The 15,951-nt window shown below is 41.0% G+C and carries 11 protein-coding genes; 4 read left to right on the forward strand and 7 right to left on the reverse strand.

The features are described 5' to 3' along the window. Window positions 1-12 precede the first annotated feature (12 nt). Both V6984_RS15365 and V6984_RS15370 read right to left on the reverse strand, forming a co-directional pair. Window positions 13-1,164 (reverse strand): iron-containing alcohol dehydrogenase, encoded by a 1,152-nt coding sequence (locus tag V6984_RS15365; protein WP_342756486.1) that lies wholly within the window; start codon window positions 1,162-1,164, stop codon window positions 13-15. 28 nt (window positions 1,165-1,192) lie between these two features. Further along, entirely contained in the window at window positions 1,193-2,413 is a 1,221-nt protein-coding gene (locus V6984_RS15370; protein ID WP_342756487.1) for a four-carbon acid sugar kinase family protein, read from the reverse strand. Between the two features lie 232 nt (window positions 2,414-2,645). Between V6984_RS15370 and V6984_RS15375 the strand changes: the two genes are divergently transcribed. Continuing rightward, the gene (locus V6984_RS15375; protein ID WP_342756488.1) at window positions 2,646-4,433 is read left to right on the forward strand and encodes a PrpR N-terminal domain-containing protein; all 1,788 of its coding nucleotides are present in this window, start codon (window positions 2,646-2,648) and stop codon (window positions 4,431-4,433) included. Between the two features lie 320 nt (window positions 4,434-4,753). Here the strand turns inward: V6984_RS15375 and V6984_RS15380 are convergent, their stop codons facing one another. The 4 genes from V6984_RS15380 to V6984_RS15395 form a co-directional block, all read right to left on the reverse strand. Next, window positions 4,754-6,340, reverse strand: a complete 1,587-nt coding sequence (locus V6984_RS15380; RefSeq protein WP_342756489.1) for a glycoside hydrolase family 5 protein — start codon at window positions 6,338-6,340, stop codon at window positions 4,754-4,756. Window positions 6,341-6,395: 55 nt separating this feature from the next. Further along, window positions 6,396-7,226, reverse strand: a complete 831-nt coding sequence (locus V6984_RS15385) for a carbohydrate ABC transporter permease (protein ID WP_342756490.1) — start codon at window positions 7,224-7,226, stop codon at window positions 6,396-6,398. After that, a complete protein-coding gene (locus V6984_RS15390; protein WP_342756491.1) occupies window positions 7,223-8,101 on the reverse strand; it encodes a sugar ABC transporter permease in 879 nt (292 codons plus the stop codon). The genes V6984_RS15385 and V6984_RS15390 overlap by 4 nt, the downstream gene beginning before the upstream one ends. A gap of 92 nt (window positions 8,102-8,193) precedes the next feature. After that, window positions 8,194-9,513, reverse strand: a complete 1,320-nt coding sequence (locus V6984_RS15395; RefSeq protein WP_342756492.1) for an ABC transporter substrate-binding protein — start codon at window positions 9,511-9,513, stop codon at window positions 8,194-8,196. A 414-nt stretch (window positions 9,514-9,927) separates the two neighbouring features. Between V6984_RS15395 and V6984_RS15400 the strand changes: the two genes are divergently transcribed. Together V6984_RS15400 and V6984_RS15405 are read left to right on the forward strand one after the other, a co-directional pair. Beyond that, a complete protein-coding gene (locus V6984_RS15400) occupies window positions 9,928-11,556 on the forward strand; it encodes a sensor histidine kinase (protein ID WP_342756493.1) in 1,629 nt (542 codons plus the stop codon). Beyond that, on the forward strand, window positions 11,526-12,638 hold the full coding sequence (locus V6984_RS15405) for a response regulator transcription factor (protein WP_342756494.1): 1,113 nt from the start codon (window positions 11,526-11,528) through the stop codon (window positions 12,636-12,638). The genes V6984_RS15400 and V6984_RS15405 overlap by 31 nt, the downstream gene beginning before the upstream one ends. Here V6984_RS15405 and V6984_RS15410 read toward each other — a convergent pair. Further along, the gene (locus tag V6984_RS15410; protein WP_342756495.1) at window positions 12,622-13,521 is read right to left on the reverse strand and encodes an AraC family transcriptional regulator; all 900 of its coding nucleotides are present in this window, start codon (window positions 13,519-13,521) and stop codon (window positions 12,622-12,624) included. The genes V6984_RS15405 and V6984_RS15410 overlap by 17 nt on opposite strands. Window positions 13,522-13,673: 152 nt before the next feature. Here V6984_RS15410 and V6984_RS15415 point away from each other — a divergent pair, with 152 nt between their 5' ends. Beyond that, entirely contained in the window at window positions 13,674-15,731 is a 2,058-nt protein-coding gene (locus tag V6984_RS15415; protein ID WP_342756496.1) for a glycoside hydrolase family 31 protein, read from the forward strand. Window positions 15,732-15,951 lie beyond the last annotated feature (220 nt).

Genomic DNA, 15,951 nt, shown 5'->3' on the forward strand with positions numbered 1-15,951 from the left:
TTCACGACTCCTTTACATAATCTGCATATATAAATTCCTGGCATCCTGAGCGGTCACCATCTTCTTATTGTTTACCAGAAGGCGCTGCACTTCCATGCCGGACCTTGTAAGCTCCTCCAGATCCTCCTGTCCTATGCCATAAGCCTTCAGGCTATCCGGTATCTCCAGCCGCTTTATTATTTCGCTCATCCGCCCTATGACCCAGTCCGCTTTTTCTTCATCGTTTTTTTTCTCTTTTCCTTCTACCGCATCGTATACTTGTGCCAGTTCGCTCATACATGCTTCTTTATTGAACTTCATGACCGGCAGGAGCATCATCGCATTGGAAACACCATGGGGGATGTGGTATTTTCCGCCAAGTGGATAGGAAAGAGCATGTACCGCCGTGGTTCCCGATGCGGTAATAGCAACTCCTCCATAAAAGGCCGCCAAAAGCATGCTGCTTTTTTCCTTCAGCGCGGTTCTGTCCTCACACGCCTTTTCAATATTGGCAAAAATGAGCCTGAGTGCCTCCATTGCGAACATATTACTGAATGGATTGGCCTTATTGGAGGTATAACATTCAATTGCATGGGCAAGTGCATCGATTCCTGTAGCCGCCGCAATCTTCTTCGGCAATCCGGCCGTCATGCGGCCGTCCAAAATCACATAATCAGGTACCATTTCTTCATTTACGATCCCTACCTTCAATTCCTTCTCCGGCACCGCGACAATCGCATTAGGAGTAGCTTCTGCTCCCGTTCCCGCTGTTGTGGGAATCATAAGAGTCTTTACCGTCTTTCTTCCGATTGAAGGATTCTCCAGCAGATCCTTAACCGTATAATCGTTCGTAGCTGCAATGGAAGATAATTTCGCCATATCCATGACGCTCCCTCCTCCAATCGCAATTATGAAATCCGAACCGCTCTCCTTAAAAGAATCGATCGTCTTCTGTGCCTGTTCATAAGTCGGTTCCGACGGAATCTCATCTATCAAATGAATTTGAGCTCCGCTTTCTTTTAACAGCCCGAGAGGCTCCTCCAGTATACCGGCAGCTTCAATCCCTTTATCCGTAAATACAGCCGGCTTTTTATATTTATTTTTTATTAATTCAACTATTTTATCTAAAGCATGTTCTCCGCCGAACACTGCTCCCGGCATTTTCAGCTTGTAATCTTCCAACATATTCTTCACTCCTATCAACCGCCTTATGCTAAATCAGTTCTCCTGCCACTTCCACCAGCAATTTCTCATCGCCGAAACCGCCCGACTTTGAAAGCACCCAGATATCCTTTTGTTCCATTCTCATAGAAGATAAAACCGTACCAGGTCTTATTTCACCGACCAGATTTATTTCTTTACAGCCCATCTGTTCTACCAAACCGAACAAGGTATCTCCTCCCGTAACCAGAACCGTATTGCACGCATCGCTGTTTACCAGTTTTTTTACTACCATTCCGAATATATCCGCTATTTTTATTCTCACACTTTCATCCTCAAGACGCTTGTCCTTCGAAGTTCCGGTGTCGATCATAACTAAGGGGGATCTGCAAAGCTCCTTTTTTATGGACGAGATCCATTTCTGTCCCTCTTTCGTATCGAAATAGCCATCCTCCGTCTGCAGAGCCTTGTCTATGATATAGCGGGGGAATCCGCACTTGACTCCATATTCAATCTGTCTTTGCGATATGGGATTCAAGCTTCCGCACACTACCAGGAGAGGCTTTTTTACATGAAGTTTTTCATTTTTCCCCGTTGTTAAATCCAGCAGCCCCGGCAGTACCGAAGCAACTCCCGCACAGCCCGCAATAATTCTTAACTTTCCCAGACACTTCAGGTCTCCTGCAACGCGTTCAATATCCTCTGCCGTTTCCGCATCGAAAATACCGATTGTCGGCTCTTTGGAATCTGCCTCATATCCCATCTTTTTCTCAATTACCTGAACATTCACCTTCGTATCCCGGAATAGATCTTTTATATCGGAGGATGTTACCGGTTCAAAGGGGTCTTTTCCGAATACCGTTTCGGCAATCGGTACGCCTTCTATATAGTGTATCCCTTTTCGTGTAACCCGGTTCATTGCCGGTAATGCCGGAATAAAAGGAAGGAAATTTTCTCCGCTGACTTCAAGAAGGGCCGCCAGCTCCATGCCTATGTTCCCGCGAAGTGCGGAATCCGTTTTTTTGAAAATATGGGGTACTTTTTCTTTCAATGCTTTGGCCGCCAGTTTTACGACCATCCGGTAGGCTTCGTCGTGCGGCAGGTGCCTTGTTTCCGCATCGACAACTATTACATCCGCATCCTCTCGTTCCAGCTGCAAGCACTCGGCTTCTTTCCCTATAACGATCTTTGTCTGCGCCCCCTGTCCTGCAAATTGTACTCCGGTATCTAGCGCACCCGTAAAATCATCTGCGATAAGCAATAGCTTGACCATATCATTCCCCTCCGAGAATTCGTTTCATTTTGGAACGTTTTATTTTTTATCATTTAAACACTCCCTTGTTTTGTTTAATATTATCAAGTTATCTATTTCTTTTCAATACTTATTTGGTATATTTTTTGTTATTATTTGTTTTATTTTGAAACATTATCGTTTTATATTGATACATTTCATTTTTTGATGTAAAATATATTTTAAATTGAAACATTTTAGAAAGGGAAATTTTATGAATGCAAAGACAAAAATATTGGGAATTGCCCCCTATGAAGGAATGCAGGTTCTGATGAATCAAATTGCCCTTCAAAGAAGTGACATCGATCTCATGGTAGTTGTCGGGGATTTGGAAGAGGGCTCTGCCCTGGCACAGAAATACGCCGACGAAGATTTTGATGTCATCATTTCCCGCGGAGGTACTGCGGAGCTCATACGCCAAAAGTCCGACCTTCCCGTTATCGAAGTAACCATTTCGGTATACGATATCCTCCGGGCGATCAAGCTTGCCGAGAATTATACGAACAAATATGCATTGGTAGGCTTTCCTTCCATTACACAGGAAGCGACTTTTATTTCCAGTCTCCTCCAATATAACATCGATATATTTACTATCCACAACGAGCAGGAAGGAATAAAGGTTTTATCCGGCCTGGCTCAGGAGGGTTATCAAATGGTACTTTGCGATATGATCACCAATTCCCTCTCTCATAGATACGGTTTGACCTCGATTCTCATTACATCCGGCAGCGAGAGTATTCAGGATGCCTTTAACCGTGCGGTCCAGACCGTATCCGACTATAAACAATATACCCTTTGGACAGATTTTTATAAGTTAGTTCTGGAAGAGAATCCAACTTACATTTTTGTATTCGATGATAATAAAGAAATGATCTATTTTTCCAGAAATTATTCTTTCAGTAAAATAGTAATAGAAGAAATGAAGAAAAGGATTCCGGAGCTCATTACTGATACCGTCAAAAAATATCATCAGGAGGATAACGGTTTAATCCTGGCCGTAAGCGGCCTGTGCAAAAAGCTGGGAGGTAAGAATCATTATATTTATTATATCAATCCGCGAAAGGTTCCTCTTGCCCTCACCAAAAACGGTATACGATATATTGACAAGGATGAAGCATTTGATAAATTCTTTAACAGTTTTTATGGTATTGCTCATTCCTCCCATAATCTGGAAATGTCAATCGACGAATATGCAAACGCTTCACAACCCATTATGATTCTGGGTGAGGGCGGAACCGGCAAAGACCAGATGGCCAGACTCATATATGCCAAAAGTCCGCTTTCGAATAATCCTCTGGCAATTATCGATTGCGCGCGGATCAACACTAAGGCATGGACATTCCTTACCGAGCACAACAACTCTCCGCTGAGCGATACTAACACTACCATCTACATTCGCTCTATGGAGATCCTGTCCGAAGATCAGTTCAATGAATTATTCTCTATCATAAGAGATTTGAATTTATACAAAAGAAATCGAATGATTTTTACTTTTTCCTACGGAGATGACGGCAACATAACTCCCCGGTGCCGTCATCTCATCAATCATTATTCCTGCCTGACGATGCACATACCGCCTCTCAGGAATCGTTTGGGCGAGATTCCTAATCTTGTCAGTCTGTATATCAGTAACTTGAATATCCAGCTCGCCAAGGAAATTATCGGCCTGGAAGCCAAGGGACTTGAATTACTGCAAAACTACGATTGGCCGGATAATTTTAACCAATTCAAACGAATATTGAACGAGCTTGTAACCGTGACGACCACTCCCTATATAAAAGCGGTGACCGTTGCGGAAATACTGCGGAAGGAAAAACCACAGTTTCCTTCCGTAACGGGAGAATGTCCGTTTGATCTTACAAAAACGTTGGAAGAAATCAACTTGGAAATCGTTCAAAGGGTGATGGCAGAAGAAAACGGTCACCAGACAGCCGCCGCAAACCGCCTGGGCATAAGCCGTTCCACGCTATGGCGTATGCTGCAGAAGGTATCCGAAAAATAAGACATACATTTTTATGTAATTGGAGCGCTTTTCTATGATTAGGGTGTCAAAAGGTCCTTTTTAAATATATTCGGGCCAATATGATCAAAACAAAAAGACTCCTGCGTCGAATTCCAATATATAAGAAGTTCTAATTCTCAGTCCATTTGAACCAAACATACCAGAGAAAGAACTTCTAAATATTTTCATAGGCGCAGTCGTTCTTTTTGTTTTGGTCATATTGGCCTGAGACGTTCGCAAAAGGAACTTTTGACACCCTAATCCTATTACACAAAAAACTCAGCTCCACTTTTCAGATCACCCGATTCTCTCTATTAAGTTCATACACTAAATTCCAATCTTTCAAGACAAACCTCACCTTCCAAAGACATGATCTTCACAGCTCCGGAGCCATCGGATAACGTTGCTTCTATCTCTGCGCACTCCTGCTCAACCGCAAATTCTTTCAGGCTGCTATCATCTGTTCTGCCAACTCCAAGTATTCCGCCGGAATAACCTTTTGCAAATTTTAACTTTAAACGAACTTTCCGCCCCGGTTCAACCGTATAGCATACAAACTCACTTTTACTTAGGATTACCCCGTAGCGATCCCACTGGCAATCGAATACATACCGTTTCTCTTTCGCTGCTTCTAATTCCACTAATTTCATTCCGCAGCCGCTTCTATAACTGATTTCTGCATTTTCTCCGCAGCATCCGCTAAAGGATGTTCCTCCTCCGGGATATTCGTCAAAGTCGCTGGCCCGCATGCTAAAGGGCGCATGTCGCAGCACATGATTGGTCACTTCTATATGTTCTGTACAATTATCTAATTTGCAGTTCTCCAGATATTCATCAAAAATTCTCCAGGCAGCTTCAAATCCGGGATGTACTCCCCCGCCAATATAGTCTAATACTTTTTGATAATCCTTTGGCCTGTTAATAGAATATGGCGAATTCGAGCAACTCATTTTTTTCCACGGCCAAAGATTGTATCCAATACCGGCAGATTCTGCCAGCGGATAAATAGCGGCATACCATTCATTTATATTTTCTCCGGACTCGCCAAGCCAAAGCGCCACATCCAATTCATTCGATTTATCAATATATTTTTTTAGGCATTTGATATCAGGAATTTCCGCATACCGGTGAAAATGCAACACCATATTTCCATCAAATTTTTTCGTAAATATACTTAAATCCGCCGCCCAATGAGCTCCTTCAATACTGAACATATGCTTTTGATCAATTTTACGGATTTCAGCAATCGCATGTTCATAAAATAATGTCAATCGAGGAAATAAATAATCAAAATTACCGTTTCCTGTGTTTGGCGGCGCGATCGGTTCATTCAGTAAATCGTATCCGCCTACTACCGCTCTGTCTTTATATCGTTCTGCCAGCGTTTTCCATAAATCGATCGCCTTATCCCAACTGTCCGAATCAATAAAAAGGCGGGGGACATTATCTATACAATCATCAATATTGGCACCGGTCTGACCTCCCGGAGCACCATGCAAGTCCAAAAAGGCATAAATTCCCGCCTCCTCGCACCATGAAAGACAATTATCCAGCAACTGAAATCCTTCTTCTTTATAACGGATTCCCGGACCATCTTCCATAAAAAGCCGATACATGAACGGTATGCGGACAGAATTATATCCAAGCTCTGCCATTTTTAAAATATCTGATCTCGTTATATAATTTTCCCGGAACTTTACCCAGAAAGCATCTGCATATTTTTTTCCCGTCAACTGTTCCACAACCTGCTCTATACGGCGCGGTCTGTCAAAGCGCTCACTGTCGACGCTCCACATATATCCTTCCTGCAGCATCCAATTACCGAGTCCCCAGCCTTTCAAGAGAATTTCTTCCCCATTCCCATTATTTATTTTTTTACCTTTGGCATATAAAAAACCATTTATCATTCTATTTCTCCTTTCATCTGCATCTTCTATCAAACTGCCTCGAGCCTCGCAGCCCTTATCCCTTTACTGCTCCGTCTGCAATACCTTTCATGATATTCTTCTGGAAAATTACATAAAGAAGGATTGCCGGCAATGCTGCTAATATCAATGCACTCAGAATAGCGGTCCAGTCACTGCTGTATTGCCCGAATAAAGTATTGGTAGACAACAGCAACGTGTACTTTTTATTATCGGAAATAATAATAAGAGGCAAAAGAAAATCATTCCATACCCATAGCATATTGGTAATACAAACAGTGGCGGTCGTTGCCTTCAGCATCGGAAATACGACCAGAAAAAAAGTCTGTAAAGAATTACATCCGTCTATCGCCGCAGCTTCTTCCATTTCAATAGGAATTCCTTTTACAAATCCGTAATAAATGAAAATTGCCATACTTTCACCCAGGCCTGCATATATCAATGCCAGGCCGACCAATGAATTCTTAATTCCCAGCGCTAAAACTACCTTGTACAAAGGAATCATAATGGAACTAAAGGGAATCAGCATGGAAAACACAAACATCGCAAACAAAAATTTCGATAGGCGCGTTTTTGTACGGCACATTTTCCAGCCGGCAAGCGATGAAAACAATGCCATAAAAAATACGGCCAGGACCGCGAGAAATACCGTATTTCCCAAACTCCTGAAATAAGACATCTTCTCCAGGGATCTTATATAGTTATCAAAATATAATTTACTCGGAAGCGACAGCACATTGCTGAGCAGCTCGCCATTTGACTTAAAAGAATTAATGAAAGCCAATATCAGCGGGAAGCTTGTGAACAACCCTATTATAATTAACAATAACGTGATAAATATCTGATAGTGTTTTCTGCTCCCTCTCATAGTTCTTCCTCCTTACTCTGTGTGGTCTTTAACTGAATCGCAGTAATGATCAGAATAATCAAAAACAGGACGGTCGACTTTGCCGTTGCATATCCATATCTTATATTCCCTCTGAAGGCCTCTTCATAAATATTAACTGCAACTGATTGTGTCGCTCTTCCGGGGCCTCCGCCCGTCAGCGAATAAATGACGTCAAAAACCTGGAAGGATGAATTCAACGTCCAAAATAAACAAACTGTCAACGCCGGTTGTATTAGCGGAAAAGTTACATTCCAAAATTTCTCCCATCCATTTGCTCCGTCCAATTCGGCCGCTTCCAATAAATGAGTTGGTACGCCCTGCAATCCTGCCATATATATAATCATTAAGTAACCGACACATCCCCATGAAGCAACGATGATAATTGATAAAAACGCATAGCGGGTATCTCCTACCCAAGACTGGTCCAGGAATTTCCATCCCCAGTTATCTGCCATATAGTAAAGTACTTTATAAAAAATAAATCGCCACATGTATCCGCCTATGATCATGCTTATCATATTAGGAAGGCAGAAAATTGTTCGGAAAAATCCCTTCCCCTTTTTGACCGACTCAACAGTAACCGCCAGCACCAAAGCCATAACATTTGCAATAACCAGCAATACTACTACATATTTAATCGTAAATACCACGGATTGCCAGAAATAATCATCCGACAACATCTCACGAAAGTTTTTCAACCCAATAAAATCATATTCTTTACTCAACCCATTCCAATTTGTCATTGAATAGAATATCCCGGTAACCGCCGGATAAAGCTTGAATACCGCATATACAGCCAAGGCCGGCAGCGCAAATATAATCAGGCTGAAATTTTGTTTCCTTTTGCTTTGCATATAAAGTACCTCTTCTTTTTATGTGCTGTATTTCCAATAAGTTATTTCAAGCGTGCAGAGATGTTTCCGCACGCTTGAGAAATCACACACTCTTATTTCGAAAGTTCATTTGCTTCTTTGAATGCACCGTCAAGGCGTTCTATAATTCCGTCAACGTCTACGCTTCCGACATACAACTCCTGAAGCAGCCTTCCCTGCTCGTCTGTTACCGAAGACGGAAGCACCAAATCCTGATAAGAACGTCCCTCTTCCACATATTTATATGCATCCTGCACCCATGATGCCGTTTCAAATGCATGAATGGAAGATATCGGATTAAATCCACAAGCCTGGAACAATGCCGATGAATCGTTATCGTCTAACACATAATTTGCAAACTTTAAGGCCAATTCTTTTTCAAGACCGTTGGCATATACCCCTAATACCGTAGATGTAGCGAGATTAATTCTGGTACACTCCGGATTATTGTTGACAGGTAATGCAAATACCCCCAGCTGCATATCGGGATTCGTTGTCATTATCGTATTGGCCGACCAAGTTCCCTGAACGAACATCGCTGCTGCTCCATTGGCAAAATCTGCAGCTCCGACTTCCGCCCCTTCTTCCATCGCCCGCTTAGTACCATTTTCCATGATCAAATTGATAACATCAAAGATTTCTCTGACCTCCTCGTAAGATGCTTCATCTTTGTACATACGCTCCAGCCAATCCGGAAGTTCCCCTGTCGTTTTCCCGCCCAGTGTTACCGCTGTCATGAGCTGAGGAACCCACTGCTCCTGAAATGCTAACAGGAAGGGGGTATAACCTTTTTCCTGCAATGCCACACAGACTGCTTTCAGCTCATCCAACGTTTCAGGCGGCGTAACTCCGGCATCTTCAAACATCTGCTTATTATACAAAACACTCCATGCCGTACTTTCGATCGGAACTCCCATTACTTTCCCATCGACTGTAACGGTCTCTTTTACATTATCATATACTTTTGCAATGCTCTCTTCATTCGTCAAATCGGTTAAATATCCTGCATTTGCGTATGTTTGAATATTATTGGCCTGAATTGTAAATAAGTCCGGTGTATCATCGCCGGTCAATCTCGCCTGAAGAATACTATCATATTGGTCCGCGCTGGGCATTTCAAGATTTATAGTAACTTTGACATTTTCTTCTGCCAGCATCTTCGCCTCAAACTGGTCGCAGTAATCTTCCCATTGATCCATATACTGAGGAAAGCTCATCATGATATTAAGCTCAACCTCCTTAGCAGGAGCAGTTTCTGAAGAAACATCTTCTACAGAGGCCGTTTCTTCCGCCTCGCCTGCTTTACTGCCAGCCGAAGTATTTTCCCCGCCATTACCACATGCCGTTAGCGTCATGGCCAGTAACAACATCATTGATACTAATTTCTTTTTCACTATAATAATCCTCCTTCTAAAATAACTTCTCACTTTAAACACTTTGCCTAAGTTACAATGCAATTATATTATTTATTTGGATAAATTTCATTGTCATAAACGGTTCTCTCTTATTGTACATTTTTAATATTGTGCATTTTAACATCAAACCCTGCCATAAAATGCAAATCTATTTACATCTCTCACTTGCTTGGATATAATAATCACTATATAAACACAGATAACAGTTATGTACTTCCTGACAACAGCTCAAATTCGAAAAAGGCAACTATGATGAAAATATCCATTCAAAAAAGAATCTTAGGCTCGATGCTATTAATATCAATGATTCCTATTTTACTGCTGGCCTATTTTACTTTAAATATATCTCAAAAGAATATGCAAAATCAATTAATACAAACAAGAATCCTGGGCATGAATTGGATGAATGATAAACTAACTACGGAATTAGGCGGATATGCCGATTTGTTCTATTCCTTTGAAATCAACAAGAAAATCAAACAAGGTCTTATTTCCTGGGTGATCGGCAACAATTCAATTGACAGTATTCTGCCTGATATCCGAAATAATTTTGAAGATGCGCTGAATACCGATGCCAATATACTTTCCGTTGAAATATATAATTATCTGACCGGGGACGGATACATAGCAACTCGAAAAAGTTTTCAAAATGGTACATGGGATAACATGGATACGGTCTGGAATTCAAGGGATACTGCTTTACAATCCAATATTGTCGTCAGAAGAGACGGTTCCGATTTCGTTGTAATGCATCAGATTAATGAATTCACTACAGGTAAAAAAATAGCAGTATTAGTCATTCGTTTGAATAAACACTCATTTGCAGACACTATACAGAAAAATATCGAAGAAGGGGAAAGCGCCATTCTTTTCAATGATGAGGATTTGATTCTCGCAGAACTCGGTAATTATCAAAATGTACCAGTTCAGAATAATTATATCGATATAATGCAGCGGATAAAAGAAGAGCCCTCCGGTATTTTTGCTGAAAATAATCATTTTTATTTTTACGAATCCATTAATAAGGGAAAATTGAACCTGCTTTATATTGTCCCTGATCAATTAATCAGGAATCAATTAAAAGATACTGTTACAATCGCATTTATCATTATGATATTTTCTCTGCTCGCAGCGTCATTATTATCCGTCTTATTTTCCGAAATCATCAGTAAGCCTATCATTACATTGAGCAAAAAAATGCAGACAACAGATATTCATAATTTTGCTGCGGATGTTCCGATAAACCGAAACGATGAAATCGGCTTGCTTCAGGAAAGTTTTGAAAATATGATGACCCGTAATCAGGAACTGGTCACTCGGGAATACCAACGTGAAATAGAAAAAAGAAACGCACAGCTCAGAGCTTTGCAGGCACAAATCAATCCGCATTTTTTATATAATACATTGCAAGTCATCGGAGGAATGTCCCTGTCAGGAAAGAGCGAGCATATATATTCTGTTGTAACAGCATTAAGTGACATACTGCGGTATGCGATCAGTTTCGAGCGGGAATCCGTTACGCTTGAACAAGAAATTACTTATTTAAAAAGTTATATTTCAATACAAAATAACAGATTTGACCATCGGCTTCAATTTGAAACAGAAATCGCTCCACGGGCAATGCAGTCATATATACCGAAACTAATTCTGCAGCCGCTTGTTGAAAATTGTCTCGAGCATGGACTTAATAAAAAAAACGAGGATTGGAAAATACAGCTTAACGCTTATGAAGATACCACATCAGACAGCTTAATTATTACTGTTTCCGATAACGGTCTCGGTATGGATCCCGCACAGCTCGATACGATCCGTTCTTCATTAGCTTCAAGCAATAAGGAAACATTAAGTTCTTCCTCTCATATCGGATTAAGTAATGTTCATTCAAGAATCCGCATCATGTCCGGTCCTGAATATGGTTTGAGCATTCAAAGTAATCAAAATGAGGGCACTACGATAACAATAAAAACAAAGCTGCTGGGGAAGAAAGAATTATGCGAAACGGAAAATACACAACAATATTAATCGACGATGAGAGTTGGACCCGGGATGTCCTTCGTTATATCGGCAAATGGGACGAGTTGGGAATTGAAATCGTTGCGGAGGCTTCCGATGGTGAATATGGCCTGGAATTGGTCGTAAGCCTTAATCCGGATATTATTATATCTGACGTAAAAATGCCTAATATGAGTGGCTTGACCCTGGTTGATACATTACGTAAAAGAGACTGTCATGCTAAAGTAATATTCGTCAGCGGTTATGACGATTTCCAGTTCGTCAGAAATGCAGTACAATTACAGGCGACTGATTATTTATTAAAACCAGTTAAACCAGAGGAGCTCAATGCCCAATTAGAACGCTGCGTCAAGGAATTAAGCCAGGAACAAGGCTCCGATAGTACAAAAGACTTAAGCCTGCAAGGAGTTTTACATGTCAACTGGTTTACGGACTACACCGATTTAAGGACCTCTATCTATGAATCCTTAAAAGCTAATAATTTAGATTTGTTACAGAAGAGAATGGAAAGTCTGGAAGCTTTAGTTATACAGTCAGAGGGAGACAGTCCATCAAAAAATATTGCTATCTATATACATTTCGACTTCCATAACATGCTGCAAAAGTTTATCTCGGAATGCGGATATTCATTCAATAAAATCATGGATGAAAAAGCAAGTTCCTATGTCTTTTCAAGCAATTTTTCTTTTCATGAAATGATACAGTCTATAAGAGCTCTGTTTATCAAGGCTATTATGAAAATGGAACACCTCAAAAAAGAAAAGAACAAAATCGATATAAAACTAATATGTAAATACATAGAATCAAACTATACAGAAAATATATCCCTGGAAAAAACCGCAGAAAACTTTTATATCAGTAAGGAATATTTGAGCAAAGTATTGAAATCAGAAACCGGAGCCGGATTCTCCGGCTATATTACCGGGCTAAGAATGAAAAAGGCAAAAGAACTTCTGCTTACGGATGTTGCAATCAAAGAAATCGCCGAGATGACCGGATATAAAGAACTAGGGCATTTTTATAAGGTATTTAAAAAGTATTATGGGATCACTCCCGGAGAAATGTTAAACAATATTAGGAATCAGGAATAATTCGCTCTAAGTTCAGATTATTACGGTATTCACGTGGTGTCATCCCATATTTCTGACGAAACAGTCTGTTAAAATAAGAAATCGTATTAAATCCATTGCTTATAGCAATTTCAGTTATGGAATGGTCTGTGTTCTCCAATTCTTCCAGGGCAGAAGACAATCGGTATGTATTGATATAATCAATACACGTCATATTGGTATACTTACGAAACAACCGCATAAAGTGATATTCACTGAATTGGCAGACTTCTGCCAGTTCTTTAACGGAAATAGCTTCCCGGTAATTTTCCTGTATATAACCAATTCCCTGCTTTACCTTTTCTAACACCTGTATATCCTGTTTTTTCTCTTTGCTTAACATTTCCGGTGTCAGTAGTTCTCCCATGAATTCGAAAAGGCATGCCTTTAACCTAAGTTCATATCCAAAGCCTTTTTTTGTATAGCATAACAGTATCTGTTCAAAAATCTTATTCAATTCTCCGTATCTGCTCTCCTCTTTCCTGACAATGACAGGGACTTTCCCCCGCTCTTCAAGCAGCGGATAAAAATAAGTCACTGCACAGGAATCCGGATAGGTTCCCCCAAGCATGTTGAGGTTAAATACAAAGCTGTCCGAGCACATTGTTTTCCCTTCCCTCTGTTCTATACCGTGCAAGGTAAATGGCAGCAATACCAGAAAATCCTGTTCGTTAAGGAGATATTGCTCCGATTGAATATAATATGTGACTGTCCCCTCCCGAATTCTGGTTATCTCGATCTCTTCATGCCAATGTACCGGCAGAACTGTAAAATCTTGAGGGACATGGCAGAGGTAATATCCTAAAGGCATAGACAGTGTTCCATGGAGCGTTTTCTCTTTTAAGTCATATCGTTTTTCCATCATTCTCCAATCATACCATCGTTTGACGAGGTCGTATATGACCTTGCCAAACGATGATAGCAGTATTGTGTTAGAACATGTTGCAATACTATTATTTTTTTTGTACAGGTAGTATTATAATAGCATAAAAATACTATTTATAGAAGGAGTTACCTATGATTCGTAAATTTACTTTTGGAAATCCCCTTTCCACAGATGCTGTTATCGCCACTATCCCCTCCAGCATGGATGCGCTGCCATATTTTACCTCGCCAGAGACTGGTTCCTTTTTGTACAAGATGGAGGAGGATACACTGATTTACGGTCTCGGTGAAGCCGTTCGCGGAATCAATAAAAGAGGATGGATTTATGAAAGCTATGCCTCCGATGACTGTAATCACGCAGAAAACAAGCGTTCCTTATATGGAGTTCATAATTTTCTTATAATTGATGGAAAAAAAGATTTGTTCGGTGTCTTTTTTGACTATCCGGCACGCCTTACCTTTGATATCGGTTACACTTCATCCAATCGGTTAGTTATTACCCCCCAAGACAATAATCTCGATATATACCTTATTGAATCCGACGATATTAATGATATCGTTACACAGTTCCGCCAACTAATTGGCCAAAGCTATATCGCACCTAAATGGGCCCTGGGTTATGGCCAGAGCCGCTGGGGATATAAGAATGCGGAGGATATCCGCACTGTAGTCCGCAGACACCGGGAAGAACATTTGCCGCTCGACAGCGTATATATGGACATCGATTACATGGATAATTATAAGGACTTTACCGTGAACGAAAACCGCTTTCCTGATTTTCCTTCCTTTGTAGAAGAAATGAAGCGGGAAAAAATTCATTTGGTTCCCATCATTGACGCCGGAGTCAAAATAGAAGAGGGATATTCCGTATATGAAGAGGGTGTCCATAATAACTATTTCTGCAAAAAAGAGGATGGTACTGATTTTACGGCAGCCGTTTGGCCCGGACACGTCTGTTTCCCCGACTTTTTAAATCCTGCAGCAAGACGCTGGTTCGGTCTGCAGTATAACACCTTATTAAAGCAAGGCATTGATGGTTTCTGGAACGATATGAATGAACCGGCTATTTTTTATACCCCGGAACGCCTTACGAATACGCTAAAAGAGTTGGGCGATTACTGCGGACGAAATTTAGGGGTAGATGATTTTTTCGAGCTGAAAGGCAAAATGGAAGGCCTTTCTAATGCAGACGAAGATTATCGTTCTTTTTATCATAATGCAGACGGGAAATTACTCCGTCACGATAAGGTGCATAATTTGTATGGATACAATATGACCCGCTCAGCTTCCGAAGCCTTTGAAGAATTACTCCCCGAAAAACGTATCCTTATTTTTTCACGTTCCTCCTATGTAGGGATGCACCGTTACGGAGGCATCTGGACGGGTGATAATATGTCCATCTGGGGACATGTTCTTTTGAATCTAAAGATGCTTCCCTCTTTGAATATGTGTGGATTTTTATATACCGGCGCTGATTTGGGCGGTTTTGGGGAAAACACTACAGAAGATTTACTTTTACGCTTTCTTGCACTCGGCATATTTACTCCTCTTATGCGAAATCATTCCGCATTGGGTACAAGGGAACAGGAAGTATATCAATTTGAAAAATCAGATGTCTTCCGCAATCTTTTAATGATTCGCTACGGACTGCTTCCGTATCTTTACAGCGAATATGTAAAGGCTTCCTTAAAAAACAAAATGCTCTTCAGACCGCTGCGGTTTGTCTATCCGAAGGATTCACGTGCCGCACAGATTGAAGACCAGCTTATGCTTTCTGATGAGTTGATGATAGCACCTGTATATGAACAAAATGTTAGCGGACGTTACGTTTATTTGCCTGAAAATATGCGCATGATACGCATGAGAAGCCTGAAGGATTATGATACCGAGCTATTACCCGCCGGGGACCACTATGTAACAATTCCTTTGGATACGGTTGTTTTCTTTCTGCGCCCTAATTGTATTATCCCTTTGTCAGACGGAGGGGAGAATATTACAGAAATATCCGGCATATCCCTGAAACTTTTGGGTTATGTAACAGATACGGCTTCCTACGATTATTATGATGATAACGGATATGAAAAGGATTATGGCGATCCAGCACACTATAATACCATCCGAGTAACCGCCAGCGGAAACACCAAGGTGACAGGCGAGCGCCGTCTGGAGCTGTCTATCGCTTCGATCTGATAAGTCAATATCTAATTCTAAACAGAACAGCAAATATATTGGAACAAAAGTGTGCTCCGCACACTCTCGCGACCAAGAACTTCCGTAAGCACAGCTTTTGTTCCGCGCGCCAAGCTGCGCATCCTGCCCGAAGGGCTTTTATCTTATAGGACGTACTTTCCTATAAGGATAAACAGGGAATACGGGGCTGCTCTCAATACGCAGCCCCGCATTCCCGGTC

Origin of the sequence: Kineothrix sp. IPX-CK, from assembly GCF_039134705.1 — a bacterium.
GTDB lineage: Bacteria > Bacillota > Clostridia > Lachnospirales > Lachnospiraceae > Kineothrix > Kineothrix sedimenti.